The following is a 24165-nucleotide window of genomic DNA, read 5'->3' as shown; positions in this document are numbered from 1 at the left end:
TTGCCGAGACCGCCGTAAAGACGGTCGTTGCCTGCTCCACCGTCCAACGTGTCTGCGCCGGTACCGCCCGTCATCATATTGGCATCGGCACTGCCGATCCCCTTGAAGGCACCCGTCCCGACATATTCAAGATTGTCGACAAAGGCAGACAGCGTGAAGCTCGACGCCGTCACCCGCACCAGGTCGACACCGCCGTTCACCGCTTCCGTGATCACATCCTTCGCCGAGTCGACAAAATAGGTATCGTCCCCCGCGCCGCCGCTCATCTGGTCGTTGCCCGTGCCACCGTCCAGGATGTCGCTCAAAGCACCCCCGATCAGACGGTCGTCGCCCGCCTCGCCGTAGAGCGCGTTCTCGCCGCCACCGCCCTGGATCGTGTTTGCGAGTGCATTACCCGTTGCGGTCCAGGACACTGCGCCGGTCTGTATGAGACCCTCGATCCAGGCGCCCAGCGTGTAGCTGGCAAGTGTGGTGCGGATCGTATCGATGCCTACTGCGGAGGTCTCGACAACCACATCGCCGATATCGTCGACCACGTAGGAATCGTTGCCGGCACCGCCCGACATTTCGTCCGCACCTTCACCGCCGTTGAGCGTGTCATCGCCATTGCCGCCGAGGAGTACGTCGTTGCCGGCAAGGCCATTGATCACATCGTTGCCGGAACCGGCCTCCAGCCGGTTCGCCAGTTCGTTCCCGCTGATCCGATCGTTCCCGGCGCCAGTGATCGCGTTTTCGATCCAAGCCCCGCGCGCGATCGAAATGTTCAGCGTCATGCTATTGCCGGAGGAGAAAGTTCCCGGAGCGAGATTGACGGTGCTGGCGGCACTCCAGCCGGACAGGTTCAGCGTGTCATTGCCATCAGCATCCCAGATGCACAGGATCGGATTGAGGTTCTTGCTGAAATTGTAGATCGACGCAGCGGCTCCGATGACGTTGGAGCCGAAGCCGTAAACCGTATCACCGGTGCGCGTCGTCGTATCGGCGCCGTATATGCTTTGGATCGCCATGATGTCGTTCATCATGGGTGTTTGAGGACTGTAGAGCTTGCCATCGGCGCCGACCCAGTCGGCCCAGGCGACCAATCCTTTACCGTTGTTCATGGACGGGCCGAAATAGGACATGATGGAATAGACCATCGAATCCTCATATGAGGACGGCGTTGGCTCGGTATTATCCGATGCGTCGTAGTTGCCCATGTGCTCAAGCCCGAGCGCGTGGCCGATTTCATGGATAAACGTGGCAAAGCCGTGGGCGCCTATCTTGGGCGTGACAAGGTCATCGGCGCCGTAGCGCGAATTATATGTGCTGTTGAACCAGACCGTCCCGACATCGGGATAATATGCATGAGCATACTCGACGCCAAACGTCGCATTGCCGAACTCGATATCACTGTCGTACCAGTAGTCGGCCGCATCCAGTTGCACAAAGTCAGGACTGATCAGTTCATCCCAAAGGGTTAGTGCAACAATCGCTTTCGCCTGCTGGCTTGCGTTCAACGACAGCGAGGGGCCATCTTCGACTTCCCAGTAGACTCCGTCCCATGTCGTTGGGAACGCGTAGGTAATGGTCGAACTTGTCCAACGGAACCCGGAGTTCAGCTGATTGAGAATCTGTTCATCGGTCCAGGAAGCAAGGGCCATAAAGGGATTGTTCCAAAATCAACTGAGATCAACGACTTCTCGCGCCGCAGCAAAGCTCAGGCGACCGCCAACAATCTCTTCAGGAACACAAAAATGCAACCCTGACGACACTAGGGATGGAAATAAGTCATTATGCTGAGGAAGAAATGGCGCACCCGAAGAGATTCGAACTCCTGACCCCCAGATTCGTAGTCTGGTGCTCTATCCAGCTGAGCTACGGGTGCGTGCCAACCGACTGTCCGTCGGCGTTGGCGATCCTCTAAAGCGGGATGATCCGGAATGCAAGCACCCTTTTCGAAAAAAGAGTCATTTTCCTGTCATGTCGCCGCCGGCCGGCGGTTAGGCGCGGGCGCGCCAATCGTCGAGAGCCACTGGCCTGTCGGGGATCTCGACGCGGAACATCGTGCCGGGACCGGGTTTTTCCACAAGCGCAATCGTGCCGCCATGGGCGATCACGAGTTCGCGGGCAATCGCGAGACCAAGACCCGTGCCGCCTGATCGGGCCGAGCCGCGGAAGGCGGTAAAGAGATTCTCGCGGGCCTTGCGCGGCATGCCGGGCCCCGTATCGTCGATGATGATCGCCACGACAGAGCCAGTGCGCTGCGCCGAGACCGTGATGCGCCGCGTGTGATCCGGCTCCTCCGGCGTGAAGCCGGACAGCGCCTGGACGGCATTGCGGCAGATGTTGTGTACCACGCGGAAGAGCTGCTCGCTGTCGGCATCCACCTCGATGTCCGTGCCGACACTGTCGACGAATTCGATCCCGGTTTCCGGGCTCAGATGCAGGAGGTCGCGGACCTCCTGGCAGAGCTCCGACAACAGGAACCGGCGACGGCGCGGTTCGGCCTCCGAGGTCTGGCCATATGAAAGGACTTCGCTCGTGTAACCGACTGCACGGTCGATGGTGCGCAATAGCTTCGGCGCAAAGCTCTTTACCAGGGGGTCATCGACATCCACCAGGCGGTCGGACATCAGCTGCGCGGAAGCCAGGATGTTGCGCATGTCGTGATTGATCTTCGACACCGCGAGCCCGAGATCGGCCAGCGTCTTCTGCTGGCGCAGGGTCTTTTGCAATTGCTCCTGCATGCGCGACAGATGGCGACCTGCCACGGCAATCTCGTCATTACCGTCCGTTGCCGGAAGCACGCGCGTCCGATCCTCCGGATTTTCGGCGAAAGACTGCATGCTGCGGGCAAGCCGCCGGACCGGCATGATCATCACGCGGTTGATCGCCAGGAACATCAGGAAGGCGGTGATGACGGAGATGATCAGGGAGACCACGAGGATGTTGCGGGCATAACCCAGCATCGCCTTGCGCAGCGGCGCCTCATCGATGACGATCTCGACGGTTACGTCGCTCGCTTCGGCAATCGGGCCATAGACCCGAAGCAGCCGGTCGCCGCCGAAGAAGAGCGTATACAAAGCGTCGCGGATCGAGCCGAATTCGGAATACTCCGCCAGGTCGAAGGCTGCGTCGACCTCGTTCGGCATTTCGGTGACGGCGAGGAGCTGCGAGGTGCCGTCCTTGCGCAGGACGATGGCCTTGGTCCCGGTTGTTGCGAGCGCACTGTCCTGCACGCCGCGCGGCAGCTCCAGCGGCTGCAGCCCGTCGATCACGACGCTTGCGGCGGCTGCCGTGTTCAATCGGTCCTGCAGCCAGCGTTGGCGCATGGTCGCGACGGAGGGTGCGAAGATGAGGATTTCGGCCAGCATCACGAAAGCGATGGTCAGCCAGAGCAGTTTGCCAGACAGGCCGCGGATGCGGGACGGCATGGCGTAACCTCCGGAGAGGTCGGACTGCAGATCGCTGTCCTGCCGGTCAAGCATCAAGTCGAGTTCCTGTCTTCCCAAGGGTAGATTTCGGGTGTGGCAGCGTCTCCAGTCTAGTGGAGCGTTGATGCCATGACCACCTGCAAGATTGCCGCAAACATTAATCTTTCGTCATGAAATCAAAACGGCCGCGACACTGCATATCGCGACCGTTTGCCGAAATGTCCAGATTGAAACCTGGCGGAGATCAGAACTCTTCCCAGTTGTCGCCCTTGGGTGCTGCTGCTGCCGCCGTTGCGCGACCGGAGCCGCCGAAGGCGCGGGCCACGCTTCCGGCCAGCTGCCTTGCCGGCGAAGCCACCGGGGCATGCTGGGCCGCGGCTGCGGGCGCCACCCGGCTGCGGCTCTGCTCGCCGAGCTTGAACTGCGCGACGATCTGGGCCAGTCCGCCCGCCTCCGAAGAGAGTTTGGCGGTGGATGCCGAGGTTTCCTCGACCATGGCCGCGTTCTGCTGGGTCACCTGATCCATCTGGTTGATGGCGCTGTTAACCTCGGCAAGACCCGTCGACTGCTCCTTGGCGGCGGCTGCGATCGAGTGGATGTGATCGTTGATCTTCAAGACGCGGCTTTCGATCTCCGACAGAGCCTCACCGGTGCGCTGCACCAGCTTCACGCCGCCCGAGACTTCCTCTCCGGACTTGGTGATAAGCGACTTGATATCCTTGGCGGCATTCGCAGAGCGTTGCGCCAATTCGCGCACTTCCTGGGCGACGACGGCAAAGCCCTTACCGGCTTCGCCCGCACGGGCTGCTTCCACGCCGGCATTCAGCGCCAGCAGATTGGTCTGGAAGGCGATCTCGTCGATGACGTTGATGATCTGCGAAATCTCGCGGGAGGCCTGCTCGATGCGACCCATGGCGTTGACCGCCTCGCCGACGACGGTCGCCGACTGGGCAGCACTGTGCTTGGCCTCGGTCACCATGTGGCTTGCCTCCTGGGCACGCTCACTGGACTGGCGAACCACGACGGTGATTTCGTCCAGAGCCGCAGAGGTCTCTTCGAGGGCTGCGGCCTGCTGTTCGGTGCGCTTGGACAGATCGTTGGTAGCCGATGTCAGCTGGTAGGTATTGTCGTTGATCAGGTCGGTGCGGCCGCGAATGTCCGACATGGTCTGGCGCAGGCTCTGCAGCGACTTGTTGACATTCGACTGGAGCTCGGCGAACACACCGCGGAACTGGCCATTCATCTCCTGCGAAAGATCATTGGCTGCGAGGCTACCGATGACCCGGTTGGTCTCCGATACGCCCGTTTCGACCGAAGCGAGGAGCGCGTTGATGTTTGAGGAGAAGCGGTTGAGGTTGGCGTCCTGATAGTCTTTGTCGATGCGGCGGGAGAAATCACCTTCTGCCGCAGAGGCGACAACGGCCGCCATGCTGGACTGCAGGTCGTCGCTCTTGGCACGCATCGCGCCTTCCTGGGCGTTCAGGCGCTGAACGGACAGACCGTTCTCCTTGAAGACCTCGACGGCTGCGGCCATTTCACCGATTTCATCCGGACGGCCGCTATAAGGGATTTCGGTGGCAAAGTTGCCGCCGGCAATGTCATTCATCGCGTGGGTCACGCGGCGGATCGGCCGGCTCAGATGGTTGACGCCGATATGGATGCCGAGGCCGGCGCCAACGGCGACCGCAAGCAGGGTCACGCCGGAGATCAGCATCAGCATGGTGCTCTGGAACGATGCCAGACTGTTGGTCATCAATTCGAGTTCGGCACGGTCGGCCTCGACGACGGCGTCGATATCGGCCTGGAAAGCCTTGCGGTTGGCACGGTTCGCGTCGGTATTGCCCTGCGCATTGGCGTCCTTCGGACCGACTTCGACACCGATGCGCGCCGTTTCGGCGCGGAACGTGCGGAACTCGGCCGATTTGGCCGCCATCGCATCGAAGGCCGCCTTCTGGGCCTCCGGCACCATAGGCTTCCACTTGGCAAACGCGGCATCCATCTTGTCGAGGCTCTTCAGGATGCCTTCGGCGAAGGGTTGCGCCTTCTCTGTGTTGGCCGCCGCGTAAATGCCACGGGCTTCCATGACAACTGCCGTCACCATGCGGTTCACCTGCTCACCGAGATAGGCACGCTGGGAGATCTGCAGCAGGGCTGCCGTCTTGGCGCCGTACTGGACCGTCACGAAGACGCCCATGGCGCCGATCACGATCGCCGCCGCCCCCAGAATGCCGACCAATGAATAAACCTTGCCGCTGACCTTCACGTCACTCACCCTAATGCCGTGCGCACCTTGCGCACTTTCCCTAATATTCGGATGTTAGGATCCAGAGTTTAATGGCTCGTTTCACCCTAAATTTAGGGGGGGGCAGCATGCTTGCCGATGCGTGCAGATCTGAGCGCAGAGCCTGCATGAACCTTGCTTTGCTATTCCGTCTGGCTGCGATTGACTCTTGGGACCCGCGACCGTATAAGCCGCGCACGTTCGGAAAGGTGCCCCGACGGGGCTTATCCGTGCGATAAAACCAACGCTTTTGCAGCAATGCAAATCCCAAGAAGGGCCGCACACCGCGGTATTAAATAAATGTCGAAGCGTACTTTCCAACCTTCCAAGCTTGTTCGCAAGCGCCGCCACGGATTCCGTGCGCGTATGGCCACCAAGGGCGGCCGCCTTGTCTTGAACGCACGCCGCGGTCGCGGTCGCGCCAAGCTCTCGGCCTAAGGGCCGGACGAGCCCGACGAGATGACGGGCCCATGACGTCCACGGACTCCAAGAAATCTGTTGGCCGGCTCAAGAGCCGGCCTCAGTTCCTCGCCGTCAGGCACGGCGAAGCGCGCAAGGGTCGTACCTTCCTTCTGGAGGTGCTTGACCACAAGAATGATGCGCCGCCCCGCGTGGGGTTTACGGTCACCAAGAAACACGGCAATGCAGTGGAGCGGAACCGCATGCGGCGCCGGCTGAAAGAAGCTGTGCGACTGAATGCGGCGTTTGCAATGCAGCCGGGACACGACTATGTCATTGTCGCCCGGCGCGAGGTGCTGGACATCCCGTTTGATCAATTGTCCCGGCAGTTGATCCACCGCATCGAAAACCGCCAGACGAACAACACCCGGTCTCACAAGACCGCTCCCAGGAAAGAGTGATGCAGAACAACCGCAACTATTTCATCGCGATTGCCTTATCGGTGGTGATCGTCCTCGCCTGGCAGTTCTTCTACATGAACCCGCGCATCGAGGCCCAGCGCCAGGCGCAGGAAGCCCAGATCGCCCAGCAGCAGGCCGAGGCCGAGCAGCAGGCAGCGACCCCGGCCGCGACCGTCGATGGCAGCCTGCCGGCCAGTGCAGCCGCCAATCCGGAAGCCAGCCGCGAAGCCGCTGTCGCGAAGACCGCCCGCGTTGCCATCGAAACCCAGGATCTGGCCGGTTCGATCAATCTGACCGGCGGCCGCCTCGACGACCTCAAGCTCCGCGCCTATCGCGAAACCGTCGATCCGACGAGCCCGATCGTTACGCTCTTCAACCCGGCTGAAACCCGGGACGCCTATTTTGCCGAACTCGGTTTCATCGCTGGCGAAAATGCCGGCTCCGTTCCGGGCCCGAACACTGTCTGGACAGCAACCGCAGGCGCAAAGCTCACAGAGAAGACGCCGGTTACGCTGACCTTCACCAATGAAGCCGGCCTCACCTTTACCCGCACGATCGCCGTTGACGAACATTACATGTTCACCATCGAAGACCAGATCGTGAATAACGGCATGGCTACCGCGAGCCTTGCGCCCTACGGCCGCATCACCCGCTACAACAAGCCCTCGACACCGTCGATCTTCGTTCTGCACGAAGGCTTCCTCGGCGTTCTCGGCGCCGAAGGCAGCCTGGTTGAGCACGACTATACGGATGTCGAGGAAGAGGCGATCGCCAATGCGAAGGCAACCGGCGGCTGGCTCGGGATCACCGACAAGTACTGGGCCGCATCGCTGATCCCACAGCAGACCCTGCCCTATGAATCGCGCTTCTCGCACTTCACCGACGGCCAGGCCCGCTTCCAGGCTGACTACAAGAACGATGCGGTCAGCATCCCGGCCGGTCAGAGTACCACGGTCAAGACCCTGCTGTTTGCCGGTGCCAAGCAGGTTCCGGTCATCGACAGCTATCAGGAAAGCCTCGGCATTCCGAAGTTCGACCTGATGATCGACTGGGGCTGGTTCTACTTCATCACCAAGCCGATGTTCCACCTGATGGACTACTTCTTCCATCTCGTCGGCAATTTCGGTGTCGCCATCCTGCTCACCACCATCGTCGTCAAGCTGCTCTTCTTCCCGCTTGCCAACAAGCAGTATGCCTCCATGGCCAACATGAAGCGCGTGCAGCCGAAGCTTGAAGAGCTGAAGACCAAGTATGCCGACGACCGCATGGGCCTGCAGCAGGCGATGATGGCGCTCTACAAGGAAGAGAAGATCAATCCGGTGGCCGGCTGCTGGCCGGTGCTGCTGCAGATCCCGGTCTTCTTCGCTCTCTACAAGGTCATCTACGTCACCATCGAAATGCGCCATGCGCCGTTCTTCGGCTGGATCCAGGACCTTTCCGCGCCGGATCCGACGACCTTCATCAACCTGTTCGGCCTTCTGCCGTTCGAAGCACCCACCTTCCTGCATCTCGGCGTCTGGCCGATCATCATGGGTGTCACCATGTGGCTCCAGATGCGCATGAACCCGACCCCGCCGGACCCGACCCAGGCGATGCTGTTCAACTGGATGCCTGTCATCTTCACCTTCATGCTGGGCACCTTCCCCGCCGGTCTCGTCATCTACTGGGCTTGGAACAACACGCTGTCGATCCTGCAGCAGGCCCTGATCATGAAGCGCCACGGCGTCGAGATCGAACTGTTCAAGAATATCGGCAATATGTTCAGGCGAAAGCCGACCGCCACCAAGTGACGATCAAAAGCCCCGGTCCAGCCGGGGCTTTCTCTTTTTGACGAGATCCGCCGATGACAGACTCTTCCGTAAATCCTCCCCGCTCCTGGCTCGGGATCGCGCTTGTCGGCGGCTCTGCGCTTGCCTGGAGCTATGGCGGCGCCATCCAGCGCTTCATCGGTGTGGAGGACGGCTGGACGATCGTGTTCTGGCGCTGTCTGTTCGCCGGTCTTTTCCTCCTCACCTTCATGCTTGTCCGTGACCGCATCGACGGCACGATCCGTCTTTTCCGTGCCATGGGCTGGCCAGGCTTCTTCATCGCCGTCGGTTTTGCGCTCGTCTCGACCTTCTTCGTGCTGGCCGTCACGATGACGCCGGTTGCCAATGTCGTGCTGTTCATGGCCTCGATCCCGCTGTTTGCGGCCCTTCTCGCGCGCGTCGTGCTCGGCGAGCCGATCACGCCGGTGACCTGGGGCGCGATCGTCGCTGTCATCCTCGGTGTCGGCATCATGGTCTCGGCTTCGATCGGCGAAGGCGGCTCGATCCTCGGCCTGACGCTGGCGGCTGCCATCCCCGCCATCTTCGCCTGCATGACGGTGCTGACCCGCCGTTATCCCGGCATCAGGATGACACCGGCCGCCTGTGGCGGCTCCTTCATCGCGTCCGCGATCGCCGCCAGCCAGGCCGGAGCCTTTGCCGTCGGCGGGCACGACCTAGTGCTTCTCTTCTGCTTCGGGGCGCTCAATCTGGGGCTCGGCATGGCGCTCTATGTCACCGGCGCCCGCATGATACCCTCGGCGCTCGCCGCCCTGATCGGGACTGCCGAGATGATCCTCGCACCGGTCTGGATGGTGATCTTCCACAACGAGGTACCCTCGGGTCGGACGATCCTTGGCGGCGCGCTCGTGATGGCCGCCCTCTTCACCTATCTCATCAGCCACGCGCGGCAGGCCTCGCGGCCCGTTCCGACCTCTGCTGCTTGACTTTCCGGGCCAAAACCCGGATCTGTCCGCCTGACGAAAGGCCTACTCTATGACCGAAACACACGACAAGCCCGATCAGCCGCTCTTTGGCCGCCCCTGGATCTTCATCCGCGGTGTGCCATCGATGGAATTCCTGCCGCCGGAAGGACCGCTCGAAGTGGCCTTTGCCGGTCGCTCGAATGTCGGCAAGTCGTCGCTGATCAATGCGCTGGTTGGCCAGAAGGGTCTCGCCCGCACGTCCAACACACCCGGACGCACCCAGGAACTGAACTACTTCGTGCCCGACGGCTTTTCCGGCCAGGCAGGCGACCTGCCGCCAATGGCGCTCGTCGACATGCCTGGCTACGGCTATGCTCAGGCCCCGAAGGAGCATGTGGATGCCTGGACGAAGCTGGTTTTCGATTATCTTCGGGGTCGCGCGACGCTGAAGCGCGTGTACGTCCTGATCGACAGCCGTCATGGCATCAAGAAGAACGACGACGAAGTGCTCTCGCTGCTCGACAAGGCCGCCGTTTCCTACCAGATCGTGCTAACCAAGACCGACAAGATCAAGGCGCCAGCCGTGCCGAAGCTGATTGCGGAGACGCAGGAAAAGATCAAGAAGCGGCCTGCCGCCTTCCCTGGCGTTCTCTCGACATCCTCTGAAAAAGGTGATGGCCTCGACCAATTGCGCGGGGCAATCAGCGAGGCCATCGGTCGGAGCATTTGACGCTCAGGCTCCGATCAGGTCGGCCCTAGCCGGCGGAGACCGGGCCGAACCGTCGTTCCTTACATTTTCGGCAGGATGACCGCGTCGACGACGTGGATCACACCGTTCGACTGCTTGACGTCTGCGATGGTGACGGTCGATACGCCGCCATTCTCGTCGGTCAGCGTGACCTTGCCGTCGGCGGCCTTCGCCTTCAGCACACAACCGCCAACGGTGGTGACGTCATGTTCGCCGCCATCATCGGAGATCATCTTGACGAGGGCTTCGGCCATCACGTCGGCTGCCACCACGTGGCAGGTCAGCACCTTGGTGAGCTGCGCCTTGTTTTCCGGCTTCAGCAGAGTGTCGACCGTGCCGGCCGGCAGCTTGGCGAAGGCGTCGTTGGTCGGAGCGAAGACGGTGAACGGACCGGCGCCCGACAGGGTTTCAACGAGACCGGCTGCCTGGACGGCGGCAACGAGCGTCGTGTGATCCTTCGAGTTGACGGCGTTTTCGACGATGTTCTTGGTTTCGAGCATTTCACCACCGCCGACCATCGGATTGGCGGCATAGGCTGCGGCAGCGCCTGCCAGGATGGCTGCGGAGAATGCGAGCGGGCGAAGAGCGGTCTTGAACATTACGGTTTCCTCTTATCCTTGGTGTTCTCGATCGTGTCCCTGCGGGTTCGGGCGGGACATCGGGGGCGTTCCTCAGCAGGAACATGACCAAAGACGGTGGGTCGTCCGAACAAGTTTCAGGCGGCTCGAGAAAATCGGCCGCCTGAAAAGACTTCATTGATTTTATGAGAGAATTTCTTCGTCAGGGACGAACTTCGCCGAGCGCCACGACAGGTCCGGTGGCTTTTCCGGTCGGCGATCCGCCGAAAGGCTCGAGGCTGACGGCCAGCACGACACCTTCCGTCAGGCGGGCACGCAGATCCTCAGGCACATCAAGCTCCCCCTGCCCGGTCTGCGGCAGCACGCCGAGCGAGATCGGCGCCTGTTCACCCTCGACGAGCCAGAGCTCAAGCGACTTCTCATCTGCACCGCCGCTTGCGACGGGGGTGACGGCGAGGCGGCCGGAGTTGCCGTCATAGCGCGCATGCAATGCGATCGCCTGGTTCTCGCCGGCCAAGTCCGCCGTCAGCGCGACTTGAGATTTCGGACGCATACGTTCGGCATAGTCGAACCCTACGATGAGGCCGAGCGCGGCAATCGATGCAAAACTCAGGCCGCGCCAGAGCACCAGCGAATTCCACAGGCTGCCCTTCACCGCGGCCACCGTGCCGGGCGATGCAAAAAGTCGATCCTCGATCTTCGAAAACAGCTGATCCGGCGCTGAGGCCTCGGCGTAATCGTCGTTGAACTGGGTGAGGTTCTCTTCCCAGCGCTTGACCATGGCGGCGAACTGTCGGTCGTGGCGCAGGCGCGCGTCTACCTTCTGGCGCTCAGTTCCGCTCAGGACACCGAGGACATATTCGCCCGCGAGAACTTCGTCTCGCGACCGGTCTCCCTTGCTTTGGTCAGGCGTGCTCATCCATGCACTCTCTCAGTTTCAAAAGGCTGCGCCGCAGCCATGTACGCATCGTGTTCAGCGGAACGGCGAAATGATCCGCCAGCTCCTGATAGGACAGTCCTTCCACATAAGCCTGGCGAACGGCGAGCGCCCTGTCAGGATCCAATGCCTCCAGGCATGTGTCAATGCGGCCACCTTCGGATCGGAGCATCGCATGCTGCTCCGGATCGGGTGCGAGATCCGCCAGATCGATCGCTGCCTCGATGTCCTCTCCCTGCGGTCGACGCGCTCTCAAGCGATCGATGCAGTGATAGCGGACGATGGCGCAGAGCCATGGATAGGCATTGTCGCCGTCGCCCGTATAGCTCCCGGCCTTATGCCAAATCTTGACGAACACATCCTGTAGCGCCTCTTCGGCCTCTCCCCTGTCTTTGAGCATACGGATGCAGATGGCGAAAAGTTTCGCCGAAATACGACCATAGAGCAAGGAAAAGGCGCTTCGGTCCCGCAGGGCCACCCGGGCCAGCAATCCGCCGATGTCGTCGCGTTCCATAGAGCCCCCTCACCCAGTGGCCTTGATATAGCACGGCATATTCCGTGGACAATGCGACGATAAGAAGAAGCATGTCACCTGCCGCTTATATTGCGGCGCCATTATTCCATCACGGCGACACATGCGCTAAAAGGCCGCGATCCACAGCGAGGTTTTCCATGTCAGCTTCCGAAAGCGAAATCCAGGCCCGCCTTCTTGTCCAGGCACTGCCCTTCATGCAGCGGTACGAGAACAAGACGATCGTGGTCAAATATGGCGGCCATGCCATGGGCAATCCCGAGCTCGGCAAGGCGTTTGCCGCCGATATCGCGCTTCTGAAGCAGTCCGGCGTCAACCCGATCGTCGTGCATGGCGGCGGTCCGCAGATCGGCGCGATGCTTGCCCGTATGGGCATCGAATCACGTTTCGAAAACGGCCTTCGCGTCACCGACCAGAAGACGGTCGAGATCGTCGAGATGGTGCTCGCCGGCTCGATCAACAAGGAAATCGTCGCGCTCATCAACCAGACCGGCGAATGGGCGATCGGTCTATGCGGCAAGGACGGCAACATGGTCTTTGCCGAAAAGGCGCAGAAGAAGGTCCGCGATCCCGACAGCAATATCGAGCGCGTGCTCGATCTCGGCTTCGTCGGTGATGTCGTCGAAGTGGACCGAACGCTTCTCGATCTGCTCGCTCGCTCCGAGATGATCCCGGTCATCGCCCCCGTGGCGCCTGGCCGCGATGGTGCTACCTACAACATCAACGCCGATACCTTTGCCGGTGCGATTGCGGGTGCCCTCAATGCCTCGCGCCTGCTCTTCCTCACCGACGTGCCCGGCGTGCTCGACAAGGACGGCAAGCTGATCAAGGAATTGTCGGTCGCCGAAGCCCATGCGCTGATCAAGGACGGCACGATCTCGGGCGGCATGATCCCGAAGGTCGAGACCTGCATCGAGGCGATCCAGGCGGGCGTGCAGGGTGTCGTCATCCTCAACGGCAAGACCGCCCATTCCGTGCTGCTCGAACTCTTCACCGAGACGGGTGCCGGCACGCTGCTCGTCCCTTAAGCCGATGATCTCGTCCGCTGCAGGTCACTCGATCGGCAGCGGACGCTCCAGCTTCTCGCTTCCCGGCGTCACGGTGCGCATGGACAGGACCGCGATCAGGACGATCGCATAGGCGACGAAGTTGTAGATGAGGCCAAGGCTCAGACCCTCGGCATAGACGGCCTTGCCGTTCAGGCCTTCTGCCGCATTGCGCGCCAGATCCGAAAAGAAGATCTCGCTAACGATGGCAATTCCGAGTGCACTTCCAACCTGCTGGATCGCCTGAAGCGCACCAGATCCACCGCCCGCATCCTGCGGTGGCACACCCGCCAGCACGAGCTGGAACATCGGCGCGATCGCGATCCCCATGCCAAGGCCGCTCAGCAGGAACCAGGGCAGAAGCGCCATACGGTCGATGCTTTCACCGACGGTCTGGATCTCCATGCGCAACAGGCCCATGCCGAAGATGACCATGACTACCCCGACCACGACGCGGACGCGCGGAGCAATACTGCCCAGACGGCCGGAGATGAGCGAGGCGATGAAGATCCCGACCGAAAACGGCACTGTGGTCAAACCCGACTGAAGCGGGGTGAGGCCGTAACCCTGCTGCAGGAACATCGCAAAGATCAGGAAGAAGCCTGGCAGGGTCGAGAAGAACGTCGCCGTCATGAGCGAGCCGATGACATAGTTGCGGTTCTTCATCAGCGCGACGGGCAGGAGTTCGGGCGCCTTGATCCGGTGTTGTCGACGCTCCCAGAGGCCGAAGGCGACCCCGAAGGGAATGGCCATGGCGAGCATGACGAAGCACCAGACGGGCCAGCCGAAGCCACGGCCCTCGATGAGCGGGAAGATGACGCAGAAGATCGTGACCGCCGCCAGCGCGATGCCGCCGAAATCGTTCTTGAGGCCGGGCTTGGGCGCCAGTGCCGGGATCAGCCGCCAGCCGAGCAGGATGGTCATGATGCCGACCGGAATATTGATGAGGAAGATTGGTCGCCAGCCAAGACCCAGCACATCGAGGCTAATCAGCCAGCCGCCGAGGATGGGGCCGGATACCGAAGCAAGCCCGGCGCTCAAACCAAATAGCGAAAAGGCCGCCGCGCGTTCCTTCGGCGGAAACATCATCTGGGCAATCGCCAGCACCTGCGGGGTCATGACCGCGGCCCCCGCCCCCTGCAGGAGACGTGCGGCCACCAACCAGCCGATATCGGGTGCCAGCCCGCACAGAAGCGAGGCAAAGGTGAAGGCCGCCACTCCGACCAGAAACACCTGCTTTTTGCCCCTGACGTCGCCGAGCCGTCCGAAGGGCAGGAGCCCGAGCGCAAAGACCAGCACGTAACCGGCCACGACCCATTCGATCTGGCTGGAGGTCGCGCCCAGCTCGGATTGCAGGCTCGGCAGCGCAACATTGACGATGGTGACATCGAGCAAATTCATGAAGTTTGCCAGCATCATCACGGCAAGCGCCGTCCAGCGCTTCGGGTATGGATGCGCGACGTCGGTGCTGATCGTTTGTGTCGCGGGTGTCTTGGTGTGCACTTTTGTCTCCCCGCCCTCGGCGCGCTTGTGCCGTCCGGTGTATCGCGCAGCGGGATGGGTCGCAACGGGGCAAAGGGTGAGCGCTGTGCCGAGGCGTGCGGGGTCCGATCTCCCCCGTGGTGGGGGAGAAAGCGATTTCGATGAATTAGGCCAGCGCAAGCGGCCTAAACATCAGAAATCGCAAGTAAGGGGGGCCGTGATGTCGTGGCAATAGAACCGTTCCCCTCACCAACAAAATCTGAGGTTTAGCCCTGATCGGGCTAAGCCCTCGATTTTGCAACCTCTCCCACAAGGGGAGAGGGGTGTCGCCCCCTTACACCAGAACTAGCAACAGCACTCCGAGCACGATCAACACGCAGCCGGCAATCTCCAGCCTGTTGATGCTTTCCTTGAAGAAAATCACCGACGACGCGAAGGTGAAGAGCATCTCAACCTGGGCCAATGCTTTCACCACTGCCACCTGCTGCAGCGTCATCGCGGTAAACCAGCCGAAGGAGGCCGTAGCGCCGACGAAGCCGACGAGGGCGCTGACCTTCCAGGCGGCCCGCACGCGGGTGAGCTCGGCCCGGTCGCGCCAGGCCATCCAGCAAAGCATCGACAGCGTCTGGATGGTGATGACGACACAGAGCGTGTAGCCCGCCTGCACCATTGCATCCGGTGTCGGCAGGCTCGGCGCCAGCGACAGCGAGGCGGTGCGGTAGGCGGTCGCGGAGATGCCGAAGAAGAAGCCGGAGGCAAGCCCGATCAGCGCGGTGCGACTGGTGACCGAGGTGACGAGGCTCAAGGGTGTGAAGGTCGTGCGGGCCACCGAGATCAGCATGACGCCGAGGATGGAGACGAGGATCGCCGCTGCGGTGCCAAGACCGATCGTCTCGCCGAAGAGGATCAGCGCCAGCAGTGCGGCCTGGGCCGGTTCAGTGCGCGAATAGGCCGTGCCGACGGCGAAGTTGCGAAAGGAGAAAAGGTGGACCAGGAGGAAGGTCGCCGTGATCTGGGCAAGCGCGCCGATGACCGCCCAGATAGCGAAGGTCGCTCCCGGCACCGGCAGCGGACGGCCGAGACCGAGATGCAGGATGGCGAGATAGAGGAAGGCGAAGGGCAGGCCGAAGCCGAAGCGGACAAAGGTCGCCCCCATCGTGCCCATACGGCCTTTGAGGTGTTTCTGTAGTGTTGAGCGCAGATTTTGCAGGAAGGCGCTGCCGACCGTGATTAGGGCCCAGAGTTCCATGGGAGAGTGTCCAGAATGGCCGCAGCGCGGGGATGTCGGCTTGCGGCAGAGATAAAAAAGAGTGGTGGATTTGGCCAGAGCACTTTGGGCTCGAGGCCGCGTGGATCACGCGGCGCGCTTACGGATGGTGCCTGAGCTCACCGGATGGAAGCGCGCAGGCAGGCGCTTGCGGTCCTGCAGGACCACGACCCGTTCCATCGCCGAAATCGCCATCTTCTTTCCCATCTTTCCGAGATAGCACTTCCCGAAGCGGCGACCAATGCTAATTAGAGGCAACGCGCCTGGTGCCATCAGGCCATTCGCACTGCCCCAAGAGGACCCGATGAACAGCCCAGCCAAGATCCCCTCGCCCGCCGATTTCGCTCACGTGCGCGACTGGGTCTTCGACCTCGACAACACGCTTTATCCGCATCACATCAATCTCTTCGCGCAGATCGACACGAACATGACCGCCTTCGTGGCAGAGATCCTGCAGATGGAGCCGGCCGAGGCGAAGCTTCTGCAGAAGCAGTACTACCATGAACACGGCACGACACTTGCCGGGCTGATGCTGCATCACAAGGTCGATCCGAACGCCTTTCTCGAGAGGGCGCATGCTATCGACTATTCGGCGCTGATCCCGGATGAGGCTCTTGGCTCGGCGATCAAGCGGCTGCCGGGGCGGAAGTTCATCTTCACCAATGGCACGGTGGCGCATGCGGAGGCTGCCGCGCGGGCGCTCGGCATTCTCGACCATTTCGACGACATCTTCGACATCGTCGCGGCCGATTACGTGCCGAAGCCGGCAGGCGCCACCTATGACAAGTTCGCGAGCCTCAACCGCATCGACACGAAACATGCCGCGATGTTCGAGGATCTGCCGCGCAATCTGATGGTGCCGAAGGCGCTCGGCATGAAGACGGTGCTGCTCGTGCCGCGCAATCTGGGCACCGCAATTCTGGAGACCTGGGAGCGGGTTGAGCATGTGGATGCCGAGACCGTCGATTATCTCACCGACGATCTCACCAGCTTCCTGCAGGCGCTGCTCGCGGATGAGGCGTGAGCGGAATCTTACGAAAGTTTCATGCAGCTTACAGAGAGTTAAGTAGGGCCTGAGCCTTGCCGCGGCTACGGTTATCCCATCGAAGCAGACACTCGAAAGGATATCCCAATGAACGGCAAGACCCTGACGCTGGCCGCCGTGGCAGCCTCCCTCCTCATCGGCACCACCGCCGGCGGCGCCTTTGCGCAGGACCGCGGCGAGCGCCGTGGCGGCCCCGGCCGTGGCGGTCCGGAAGTGATGTTCGTGCAGATGCTGCAGCAGCATGACACCAACAAGGACGGCAAGATCAGCAAGGAAGAAGCGACGGCTGCGGGCACTGCGATGTTCACCGCCATCGATGCCAACAAGGACGGCGTGCTGACTCCTGGCGAGATGCGCCAGCACCGCGAAGCCATGCGCGAAGAGAACAAGGCAGCCCGTGAAGCTATGCGGGCCGAACGCCAGGCGGAGCGCGAAGCAGCCAAGGCCGATGCACCAACCCCGCCCCCGGGTGATGCACCCCAGGAACAGGCCATGAATGACGATGGTCCGCGTGGTGAGGGCAAGGGCCCGCACGGCAAACGCCACGGCTGGCACAATGAACGTGCCGAGCGCGGCGAGGATCGCGGTGGTCGGGACGGTATGCGTAGCCAGGGCCGGATGATGCGGGTCGCTGATACCGATGAGAACGGTCAGATCAGCCCGGCGGAAGCAACTGCCATGGCCGACAAGATGTTCACCCGGATGGACCGCAACAAGGATGGCGTCATCAGCGCCGACGACATGCCGAAGCGGCCGGTCATGTTCCGCTGATCGGACGATCAGCACACCACTGGAAGACGCGGGCGGCCCCTCACGGGGCCGTTTCGTCGTTCAGGTCGTAGAAGTCGGCGATGATCTTCCAGGCTTCTTCGGCAGTCTCCGCAAACTGGAAGAGATCGAGGTCCTCGGGCGCGATGGTGCCAAAGGCGGCCAGCGCCTCGAAATTGATAATGTCCTCCCAGAAGGCGCGCGAGAACAGGATCAGCGGGATCGGCGCCATGCGCTTGGTCTGGATCAGCGTCACGGTCTCGAAGAGTTCGTCCAGCGTGCCGAAACCACCGGGGAAGATGGTGATCGCCTTGGCGCGCATCAGAAAATGCATCTTGCGGATGGCGAAGTAGTGGAAGTTGAAGCTAAGCTCCGGCGTGACATAGGGGTTCGGCGCCTGCTCGTGCGGCAGGACGATGTTGAGGCCAACCGAGGGGGCGCCGACCTCTGACGCACCGCGATTGCCCGCTTCCATCACACCCGGCCCACCGCCGGTCACCACGACATATTCGTGGTAATCCATCTTCTTGGCCTGAGCCGAGCAGAGCTGCGCGAACTTGCGGGCCTCTTCATAATAGATCGAGGCGTTTTCGAGGTTCTTCTTCTGGATATCGTTCTTCGCCGCCCAGGCCGCCTCGCCGGGGGGCGGGATGCGGGCACCGCCGAACATGACCACTGTCGACTTGATGCTGCGCTCGGTGAGGATCATCTCCGTTTTCAGGAGTTCGAGCTGCAGACGGACGGGTCGAAGCTCCTCGCGGCAGAGGAATTCATCGTCAACATAGGCGAGCGTATAGGACGAAGACGCAGACTGCGGGGTGCGCGGAATGACCTGCGCCGTCTGCTTGTCGGTCGAGCTATCCTTCAGCGGATCCCAGGATCCGTCCTTGCGCCTGTGCTTGCCGTTCTTCCACCGTGCCATGCCTCTTCCTTTCCAAAACGCAGAGCTACTGCGGCTGTTTTCTTCCAGCCCTTTATGCGCTAGAGCTTTGCGCGAATTTTCGATCAGATCCTGATCTTTCCATCCCCACGGTAGACAACGAAGTTTAAGGAATTCAGATGAGCGCCTCCGATCTCACCCAGCTCGAACACGTTATCGAAGCGGCATTCGACAACCGCGATACGGTTTCGACCACCACCACGGGCGAGATCCGCGATGCCGTCGAGACGGCGCTCAACTTCCTGGACAGCGGCAAGGTGCGCGTCGCAGCGCGCGGCGAAGACGGCACCTGGACCGTGCATCAGTGGCTGAAGAAGGCCGTGCTCCTCTCCTTCCGCCTGAACGACATGGAAGTCGTCAAGGGTGGCCCGGGCGCTTCGACCTGGTGGGACAAGGTTCCGTCGAAGTTCGAAGGTTGGGGCGAAAACCAGTTCCGCTCGGCCGGCTTCCGCGCCGTGCCCAATGCCGTTGTCCGCCGCTCGGCCTACATCTCCAAGGGCGTCGTTCTGATGCCGTCCTTCGTCAATCTCGGCGCCTATGTCGGTGAAAACTCCATGGTCGACACCTGGGCGACCGTCGGCTCCTGCGCCCAGATCGGCGCAAACGTGCACCTCTCCGGCGGTGTCGGCATCGGCGGCGTTCTGGAGCCGCTGCAGGCCGGCCCGACGATCATCGAAGACAACTGCTTCATCGGCGCGCGTTCGGAAGTCGTCGAGGGCTGCATCATCCGTGAAGGCTCGGTGCTCGGCATGGGCGTTTACATTGGCAAGTCGACCAAGATCGTCGACCGCGCCACCGGCGAAGTGATGTATGGCGAAGTGCCGCCCTATTCCGTCGTCGTTGCCGGCTCGATGCCCTCGGGCAATGCCGTTATGGCAAACGGTCTCCCGGCACCGCATCTCTACTGCGCCGTCATCGTCAAGCGCGTCGACGAAAAGACCCGCTCGAAGACGGGCATCAACGAACTGCTGCGCGACTAAGCCCTCATGGCCTTGCCGGGGCGGGAGACATCGGTCGGCTGGGCGCTCTTCCAATGGGACGGGCGCATCGGCAGGCGTGTCTTCATCCTCGGCACGCTGTTCTGGATGATGGCGAACGCGGCCGTGATCGCGTTCGTGACGGGATCGGACGACATTTCGCCCGGCTCGTTTTCGCTTTTCCTGACGACTGCGAGCCTGTCGCTCGTCTCGCTGCTGATGCTCGGCACGAAGCGGCTGCATGATATCGGCATGCCAGGCATGGCGTCCGTTCTCTTGCTACTGCCTGCCTTTTCGCTGATCCTTTTCTTCGTGCTCTGCGTCTGGCCACCGGTCCAGGACGACAACCGTTACGGGCCGGGATCGGACATGCGTTCGTCCTGAGCGGTGGGTGACAGGTTCGGGCGGATCAGCTAAGTCTGGCTCATCTTCTCAAGGCACCGACGGCCGGGCTGAACCGGACTTCGGTCAATCCCGTAAAAGTGTTCATGACCGCTACCAATCCCGTCGATGTTCTCCAGGCCCTCATTCGCTGCCCTTCCGTCACGCCTGCCGAAGGCGGTGCGCTTGGTGTGCTCGAAAACCTGCTCTCGCCTCTCGGTTTCCGCGTCGATCGCATGATCGCGAAGGACGAAGGCACGCCCGATATCGAAAACCTCTATGCGCGCGCCGGAACGGATGGCCCGCATCTGATGTTTGCCGGCCATAGCGATGTCGTGCCCGTGGGTGCCGAGACCGACTGGAGCGCTGGCCCGTTCTCCGGCGATATCAGAGACGGCATGCTTTATGGCCGTGGCGCGGTCGACATGAAGGGCGGGATCGCCTGCTTCATCGCCGCCTATGCGCGACTGGTCGAAGCCAGCAAGGTGCCGAAGGGTTCGGTCTCGCTGCTGATTACCGGCGATGAAGAAGGCCCTGCGGTAAACGGCACGGTGAAGCTGCTCGAATGGGCGGTGGAACGCGGCGAGCGCTGGGATGCCTGCCTGGTCGGCGAGCCGACCAATCCCGATAGCCTCGGCGACATGATCAAGATCGGCCGGCGCGGCTCGGTTTCGGGCACAGTGACGGTCAAGGGCGTGCAAGGTCACGCCGCCTATCCGCATCTTGCCGACAATCCGGTGCGCGGCGCGCTGTCCTTGGCAAAAAGCCTGATGTTCCCGGCCTTCGACACCGGCACGGAGAACTTCCAGCCGTCGAACCTCGAAGTCACCACCATCGATGTCGGCAATGCGGCGACGAATGTCATTCCGGCTTCGGCGCGCTTCAAGTTCAACATCCGCTTCAACGATGTCTGGACCGCCGATAGCGTCAAGGCCGAGATCATTCGCCGTCTCGATGCGGCCGCTGTTGATCCCGAGCTTCGGCCGGATCGTGCAGCGATCGGCTACGACATCACCTGGTCGGAACGGCCAAGCCATGTTTTCCTGACGCGCAACAATGCGCTGATCGCCTCGCTGTCGGGGGCAATCGAGACGGTGACCGGCAAGACGCCGAAGCTCTCGACAACAGGCGGCACGTCGGATGCGCGCTTCATCAAGGATTACTGCCCGGTGGTCGAATTCGGCCTCGTGGGGCAGACCATGCACATGGTCGACGAGCGGGTCGCTGTCTCGGATCTGGAAATGCTCACGGTCATCTACCAGACCTTCATCGAGCAGTGGTTCGCCCATGCCGACGCTTAAGGAGGTCGAGTTCTATCTCAAAGGCCTCTGGCTGCTGTTCAAGCAGGATCCCTCAGGCTTTGCCTATCTCGACCTGACCGACCGGGGCGCGATGCGCTCCTTCTGGGCGATCCTCTGGGCGCTGCCCGCGATCCTGATCTCTTTTGCCTGGTGGCGCCTGCTCTATCTCCAGGGCCTGCCGGAGGGTACTGAGACGGGCGGCCTGTTCTTCTTCCGCCTGGCGCTGGTCGAGGCGTCCAACTGGCTCTTCCCGCTGATATTGCTCGGCATTCTCTGCTGGATGGTCGGGATCGGCGAGAAATACGCATCGATGGTCGTGGCGATCAACTGGCTCGCCGTGCCGGTATCCTATTCCTACGGCCTGCTCGTGCTGTTGATGATGTTCTTGCCGGCGCTTGCCGGCGTCGTGGCGTTCCTGTGGCTCTTGCTGATGATCACGCTGATCGCTGCTCTTTTCCGCATCGTCAGGATGATTGTGGGCGACCAGTTGCTGATGGTCTCGACCATCATCATGGTGCTGCTCGTGCCGTCGATGATCATCGCGGAAGTGCTGGAACGCTATCTCGGCGTTTATCCGGGCTGAAAAAACACCTCAGCCGGTGAACGGCTCATCGCCGGGATAATCCACCCTCATGAAGAACAGCCCCTCGGGCGGCGCCACCGGTCCGCAGGCCGCACGGTCGCGGGCCTCGAGTGCTGCGCGGACATCTGAAGGTGTCATCTTGCCCTCGCCCGCGAGCTTCAGCGTACCGGCAAAGGAGCGGATCTGATTGTGCAGAAAACTCTGGGCCGTGGCGCGGATTTCGATCAGTTCACTGGTGCGCGTAACATCCAGGCGATCGAGCGTCCGCACCGGGCTCTTCGCCTGACAATGGGCGGAGCGGAAGGTGGTGAAGTCGTGGTGACCGACGAGCTGCTGGGCAGCTTCGTGCATGGCCTCGGGATCGAGCGGCTTCGGCACCCACCAGGCACGTTTGTCCTCGAGCGCGAGACGCGCCGGACGGGTGATGATGCGGTAGAGATAATGGCGGCGGAGCGCCGAGAAGCGGGCGTCGAATTCATCCGGCACAGCCTGCACATCGAGCACGGCGACCTGTTCGGACGCCATCGCCAGATGGGCGTTCAGCGCATTGCGCAGCTTATGTGGCACCCAGGCGCGGGAGAGATCGGCATGGATCACCTGGCCCATGGCGTGGACGCCGGAATCGGTGCGGCCGGCACCTCGGATGACGACGGTCTCGCTGGTGAGTGACAGGATCGCCTGTTCGAGGGCCGCCTGGATCGAATGGCCGTTTTCCTGGCGCTGCCAGCCGACATAGGCCGAGCCATCATATTCGACGGTCATCCGAAAGCGGGGCATCAGGCGATCACCGTGCCCTTGGAAAGTGGCGTGCCGCGCAGGAAATCCTCGGCGTTCAATGCCTTGCCGCCCGCCTTCTGCAGACGGACAAGGCTCACGGCGCCCGTGCCGCAGGCGATCGTCAGGTGATCGTCGAGGGCTGTGCCGGGGGCCGCGATTGCGCCCTGCCCTTCCGCGAGGCTTGAGGCGAGGAGCTTGACGCGCTCAGGCTTGCCGTTGACGTCCATCTCGGTCCAAGCACCGGGGAAAGGCGCAAGGCCGCGGATGTGATTGTGCACCTCGGTCGCCGGGCGAGTGAAGTCGACGCGGGTTTCGGCCTTGTCGATCTTGGCCGCATAAAGCACGCCCTCGTCGGCCTGTGTGACCGTTTCGAGCGTCCCGGCTTCGAGCTTCGCCATCGCCTCGACCATGGCTTCGGCGCCGACGAGGCTCAGGGCATCGTGCAGTTCGCCGGCGGTCATATCGAGGCCGATCGTCACCTTGCGGGTGAGTGCGACGGGGCCGGTGTCGAGGCCCTTGTCCATCTTCATCACCATCATGCCGGTTTCGGCATCGCCGGCCATGATGGCGCGCTGGATGGGGGCAGCCCCCCGCCAGCGCGGCAGGAGCGAGGCATGGCCGTTATAGGCGCCAAGACGTGTGCCGTTCAGGATCGCTTCGGGCAGCAGCAGGCCATAGGCGACGACGACGGCGACATCGGCCTGGAGTGCGACGAAGGCTTCCCGATCGGTGGGATCACGGAAGTTCAGGGGATGGCGGACCTCGATGCCGAGGTCTTCGGCCGCCAGATGGACCGGGGATTTCTGCAGGTCGAGGCCACGGCGACCACCGGGACGGGGCGGCTGCGAATAGGTCATGACAATCTGGTGGCCCGCCGTATGCAGCGCTTTCAGGGTCGCGACCGAAAAATCCGGCGTACCCATGAAGATGATGCGAAGTGCCATTCTGTCAGCCTTCAAGCGCGGGGTTGATCACGCCCTTGATCAGATCTTCTGACGGGCGGCCTTTGTGAACCTCTTGATCACCATCTCGCGCTTCAGGCGGGAGATATGATCGATGAAAAGCACGCCGTTCAAATGGTCGATCTCGTGCTGGAGGCAAGTGGCAAGCAGGCCGTCGGCCTCCGTCACTGTCTCCTTGCCGTCGCGGCCGATCGACTTGACCGTGATCGAGGCAGGGCGTTCAACCTCAGCGTAATAGTCCGGGATCGAGAGGCAGCCTTCTTCATAGACCGAGCGCTCGTCAGAGCTCGTCAGGATCTCCGGATTGATGAAGACCAGCGGCGCGGGCTCCTCGCCTTCCTTGGCAAGGTCAATCACCAGAAGACGGCGCGGCACGCCGACCTGGATCGCGGCCAGCCCGATGCCGGGGGCCTCGTACATGGTTTCGAGCATGTCATCGATGAACTGCTCGAGCTCGGCATCGACGCGCTCGATGGGCGCGGATACCTGACGCAGCAGGGGATCGGGCAGGATGATGAGAGGCTTGATGGTCATGGCCTCCCCTTAGCGCAACTTC

General features: G+C 61.9%; 24 protein-coding genes and 1 tRNA gene. 12 read left to right on the top strand and 13 right to left on the bottom strand.

Annotation, left to right across the window (positions count from 1 at the left end; genetic code table 11):
• The 4 genes from C0V73_RS15180 to C0V73_RS15165 all read right to left on the bottom strand — a co-directional run.
• A partial coding sequence (locus tag C0V73_RS15180) for a M10 family metallopeptidase (RefSeq protein ID WP_172450184.1) occupies positions 1-1640 on the bottom strand: 1640 nt, incomplete at its 3' end.
• A gap of 147 nt (positions 1641-1787) precedes the next feature.
• Positions 1788-1864: transfer RNA gene (locus C0V73_RS15175), tRNA-Arg, on the bottom strand.
• 115 nt (positions 1865-1979) lie between these two features.
• On the bottom strand, positions 1980-3413 hold the full coding sequence (locus C0V73_RS15170) for a HAMP domain-containing sensor histidine kinase (RefSeq protein ID WP_245407993.1): 1434 nt from the start codon (positions 3411-3413) through the stop codon (positions 1980-1982).
• Positions 3414-3657: 244 nt separating this feature from the next.
• On the bottom strand, positions 3658-5676 hold the full coding sequence (locus C0V73_RS15165; protein WP_102020858.1) for a HAMP domain-containing methyl-accepting chemotaxis protein: 2019 nt from the start codon (positions 5674-5676) through the stop codon (positions 3658-3660).
• A gap of 318 nt (positions 5677-5994) precedes the next feature.
• Between C0V73_RS15165 and rpmH the strand changes: the two genes are divergently transcribed.
• The 5 genes from rpmH to yihA are packed head-to-tail and all read left to right on the top strand — an operon-like array spanning position 5995 to position 10015.
• Entirely contained in the window at positions 5995-6132 is a 138-nt protein-coding gene (gene rpmH / locus C0V73_RS15160; RefSeq protein ID WP_102020813.1) for a 50S ribosomal protein L34, read from the top strand.
• 32 nt (positions 6133-6164) lie between these two features.
• Complete coding sequence (gene rnpA, locus C0V73_RS15155) at positions 6165-6554, top strand: ribonuclease P protein component (protein ID WP_102020812.1); 390 nt, start codon at positions 6165-6167, stop codon at positions 6552-6554.
• Entirely contained in the window at positions 6554-8344 is a 1791-nt protein-coding gene (yidC, locus tag C0V73_RS15150) for a membrane protein insertase YidC (protein WP_102020811.1), read from the top strand. The genes rnpA and yidC overlap by 1 nt, the downstream gene beginning before the upstream one ends.
• Positions 8345-8397: 53 nt before the next feature.
• Positions 8398-9306 (top strand): DMT family transporter, encoded by a 909-nt coding sequence (locus C0V73_RS15145; RefSeq protein ID WP_102020810.1) that lies wholly within the window; start codon positions 8398-8400, stop codon positions 9304-9306.
• 49 nt (positions 9307-9355) lie between these two features.
• On the top strand, positions 9356-10015 hold the full coding sequence (gene yihA, locus C0V73_RS15140) for a ribosome biogenesis GTP-binding protein YihA/YsxC (protein ID WP_102020809.1): 660 nt from the start codon (positions 9356-9358) through the stop codon (positions 10013-10015).
• Between the two features lie 59 nt (positions 10016-10074).
• On the opposite strand, the gene C0V73_RS15135 is transcribed toward yihA, so the two are convergent.
• The 3 genes from C0V73_RS15135 to C0V73_RS15125 form a co-directional block, all read right to left on the bottom strand.
• Complete coding sequence (locus C0V73_RS15135) at positions 10075-10632, bottom strand: fasciclin domain-containing protein (protein WP_102020808.1); 558 nt, start codon at positions 10630-10632, stop codon at positions 10075-10077.
• Between the two features lie 181 nt (positions 10633-10813).
• Complete coding sequence (locus tag C0V73_RS15130; RefSeq protein ID WP_102020807.1) at positions 10814-11530, bottom strand: anti-sigma factor; 717 nt, start codon at positions 11528-11530, stop codon at positions 10814-10816.
• Positions 11517-12062, bottom strand: a complete 546-nt coding sequence (locus C0V73_RS15125; protein WP_054149111.1) for a sigma-70 family RNA polymerase sigma factor — start codon at positions 12060-12062, stop codon at positions 11517-11519. The genes C0V73_RS15130 and C0V73_RS15125 overlap by 14 nt, the downstream gene beginning before the upstream one ends.
• A 158-nt stretch (positions 12063-12220) precedes the next feature.
• Between C0V73_RS15125 and argB the strand changes: the two genes are divergently transcribed.
• Positions 12221-13108: an acetylglutamate kinase gene (gene argB, locus C0V73_RS15120; protein WP_102020806.1), complete on the top strand. Its 888-nt coding sequence runs from the start codon at positions 12221-12223 to the stop codon at positions 13106-13108.
• Between the two features lie 24 nt (positions 13109-13132).
• Here argB and C0V73_RS15115 read toward each other — a convergent pair whose 3' ends face one another.
• Positions 13133-14629, bottom strand: coding sequence for an MFS transporter (locus C0V73_RS15115; protein ID WP_102020805.1), 1497 nt, complete (start codon positions 14627-14629; stop codon positions 13133-13135).
• Between the two features lie 313 nt (positions 14630-14942).
• Positions 14943-15857, bottom strand: a complete 915-nt coding sequence (locus C0V73_RS15110) for an EamA family transporter (protein WP_102020804.1) — start codon at positions 15855-15857, stop codon at positions 14943-14945.
• Positions 15858-16179: 322 nt separating this feature from the next.
• Here C0V73_RS15110 and C0V73_RS15105 point away from each other — a divergent pair, with 322 nt between their 5' ends.
• Together C0V73_RS15105 and C0V73_RS15100 are read left to right on the top strand one after the other, a co-directional pair.
• A complete protein-coding gene (locus tag C0V73_RS15105; RefSeq protein ID WP_102020803.1) occupies positions 16180-16899 on the top strand; it encodes a pyrimidine 5'-nucleotidase in 720 nt (239 codons plus the stop codon).
• Between the two features lie 108 nt (positions 16900-17007).
• Entirely contained in the window at positions 17008-17691 is a 684-nt protein-coding gene (locus C0V73_RS15100) for a calcium-binding protein (protein WP_102020802.1), read from the top strand.
• Between the two features lie 40 nt (positions 17692-17731).
• Here C0V73_RS15100 and C0V73_RS15095 read toward each other — a convergent pair whose 3' ends face one another.
• Positions 17732-18610 carry an LOG family protein gene (locus C0V73_RS15095; RefSeq protein ID WP_102020801.1) on the bottom strand — a complete coding sequence of 293 codons (879 nt, stop codon included), beginning with the start codon at positions 18608-18610 and terminating at the stop codon, positions 17732-17734.
• Positions 18611-18747: 137 nt separating this feature from the next.
• On the opposite strand from C0V73_RS15095, the gene dapD reads away from it, so the two are divergent.
• The 4 genes from dapD (at position 18748) to C0V73_RS15075 (ending at position 21870) form a co-directional block, all read left to right on the top strand.
• Complete coding sequence (gene dapD, locus C0V73_RS15090) at positions 18748-19608, top strand: 2,3,4,5-tetrahydropyridine-2,6-dicarboxylate N-succinyltransferase (RefSeq protein ID WP_102020800.1); 861 nt, start codon at positions 18748-18750, stop codon at positions 19606-19608.
• A gap of 6 nt (positions 19609-19614) precedes the next feature.
• Positions 19615-19989, top strand: a complete 375-nt coding sequence (locus C0V73_RS15085; protein WP_102020799.1) for a DUF805 domain-containing protein — start codon at positions 19615-19617, stop codon at positions 19987-19989.
• A 104-nt stretch (positions 19990-20093) separates the two neighbouring features.
• Complete coding sequence (dapE, locus tag C0V73_RS15080) at positions 20094-21287, top strand: succinyl-diaminopimelate desuccinylase (RefSeq protein WP_102020798.1); 1194 nt, start codon at positions 20094-20096, stop codon at positions 21285-21287.
• Entirely contained in the window at positions 21274-21870 is a 597-nt protein-coding gene (locus tag C0V73_RS15075) for a hypothetical protein (RefSeq protein WP_102020797.1), read from the top strand. Before dapE ends, C0V73_RS15075 begins: the two co-directional genes overlap by 14 nt.
• A 9-nt stretch (positions 21871-21879) precedes the next feature.
• Here C0V73_RS15075 and truA read toward each other — a convergent pair whose 3' ends face one another.
• Genes truA through def form a run of 3 tightly spaced genes read right to left on the bottom strand, consistent with a single transcriptional unit; the run spans position 21880 to position 24143 of the window.
• Positions 21880-22647, bottom strand: coding sequence for a tRNA pseudouridine(38-40) synthase TruA (gene truA / locus C0V73_RS15070; protein WP_102020796.1), 768 nt, complete (start codon positions 22645-22647; stop codon positions 21880-21882).
• On the bottom strand, positions 22647-23591 hold the full coding sequence (fmt, locus tag C0V73_RS15065; protein WP_102020795.1) for a methionyl-tRNA formyltransferase: 945 nt from the start codon (positions 23589-23591) through the stop codon (positions 22647-22649). Before fmt ends, truA begins: the two co-directional genes overlap by 1 nt.
• 39 nt (positions 23592-23630) lie before the next feature.
• Positions 23631-24143 carry a peptide deformylase gene (def, locus tag C0V73_RS15060; protein ID WP_102020794.1) on the bottom strand — a complete coding sequence of 171 codons (513 nt, stop codon included), beginning with the start codon at positions 24141-24143 and terminating at the stop codon, positions 23631-23633.
• Positions 24144-24165: the final 22 nt, after the last annotated feature.

This window comes from Rhizobium sp. TH135 (genome assembly GCF_002855515.1).
GTDB lineage: Bacteria > Pseudomonadota > Alphaproteobacteria > Rhizobiales > Rhizobiaceae > Allorhizobium.
The sequence above is the reverse complement of the archived record's forward strand: the minus strand, read 5'-3'. Positions and strand labels throughout refer to the sequence as shown.

Excerpts from the sequence above, each read along its gene's own strand:
- C0V73_RS15170 (WP_245407993.1), bottom strand. The coding sequence starts at position 3,413 with ATGCCGTCCCGCATCCGCGGCCTGTCTGGCAAACTGCTCTGGCTGACC.
- rpmH (WP_102020813.1), top strand. The coding sequence starts at position 5,995 with ATGTCGAAGCGTACTTTCCAACCTTCCAAGCTTGTTCGCAAGCGCCGC.
- rnpA (WP_102020812.1), top strand. The coding sequence starts at position 6,165 with ATGACGTCCACGGACTCCAAGAAATCTGTTGGCCGGCTCAAGAGCCGG.
- yidC (WP_102020811.1), top strand. The coding sequence starts at position 6,554 with ATGCAGAACAACCGCAACTATTTCATCGCGATTGCCTTATCGGTGGTG.
- C0V73_RS15145 (WP_102020810.1), top strand. The coding sequence starts at position 8,398 with ATGACAGACTCTTCCGTAAATCCTCCCCGCTCCTGGCTCGGGATCGCG.
- yihA (WP_102020809.1), top strand. The coding sequence starts at position 9,356 with ATGACCGAAACACACGACAAGCCCGATCAGCCGCTCTTTGGCCGCCCC.
- C0V73_RS15135 (WP_102020808.1), bottom strand. The coding sequence starts at position 10,632 with ATGTTCAAGACCGCTCTTCGCCCGCTCGCATTCTCCGCAGCCATCCTG.
- C0V73_RS15130 (WP_102020807.1), bottom strand. The coding sequence starts at position 11,530 with ATGAGCACGCCTGACCAAAGCAAGGGAGACCGGTCGCGAGACGAAGTT.
- C0V73_RS15125 (WP_054149111.1), bottom strand. The coding sequence starts at position 12,062 with ATGGAACGCGACGACATCGGCGGATTGCTGGCCCGGGTGGCCCTGCGG.
- argB (WP_102020806.1), top strand. The coding sequence starts at position 12,221 with ATGTCAGCTTCCGAAAGCGAAATCCAGGCCCGCCTTCTTGTCCAGGCA.
- C0V73_RS15110 (WP_102020804.1), bottom strand. The coding sequence starts at position 15,857 with ATGGAACTCTGGGCCCTAATCACGGTCGGCAGCGCCTTCCTGCAAAAT.
- C0V73_RS15105 (WP_102020803.1), top strand. The coding sequence starts at position 16,180 with ATGAACAGCCCAGCCAAGATCCCCTCGCCCGCCGATTTCGCTCACGTG.
- C0V73_RS15100 (WP_102020802.1), top strand. The coding sequence starts at position 17,008 with ATGAACGGCAAGACCCTGACGCTGGCCGCCGTGGCAGCCTCCCTCCTC.
- C0V73_RS15095 (WP_102020801.1), bottom strand. The coding sequence starts at position 18,610 with ATGGCACGGTGGAAGAACGGCAAGCACAGGCGCAAGGACGGATCCTGG.
- dapD (WP_102020800.1), top strand. The coding sequence starts at position 18,748 with ATGAGCGCCTCCGATCTCACCCAGCTCGAACACGTTATCGAAGCGGCA.
- C0V73_RS15085 (WP_102020799.1), top strand. The coding sequence starts at position 19,615 with ATGGCCTTGCCGGGGCGGGAGACATCGGTCGGCTGGGCGCTCTTCCAA.
- dapE (WP_102020798.1), top strand. The coding sequence starts at position 20,094 with ATGACCGCTACCAATCCCGTCGATGTTCTCCAGGCCCTCATTCGCTGC.
- C0V73_RS15075 (WP_102020797.1), top strand. The coding sequence starts at position 21,274 with ATGCCGACGCTTAAGGAGGTCGAGTTCTATCTCAAAGGCCTCTGGCTG.
- truA (WP_102020796.1), bottom strand. The coding sequence starts at position 22,647 with ATGCCCCGCTTTCGGATGACCGTCGAATATGATGGCTCGGCCTATGTC.
- fmt (WP_102020795.1), bottom strand. The coding sequence starts at position 23,591 with ATGGCACTTCGCATCATCTTCATGGGTACGCCGGATTTTTCGGTCGCG.
- def (WP_102020794.1), bottom strand. The coding sequence starts at position 24,143 with ATGACCATCAAGCCTCTCATCATCCTGCCCGATCCCCTGCTGCGTCAG.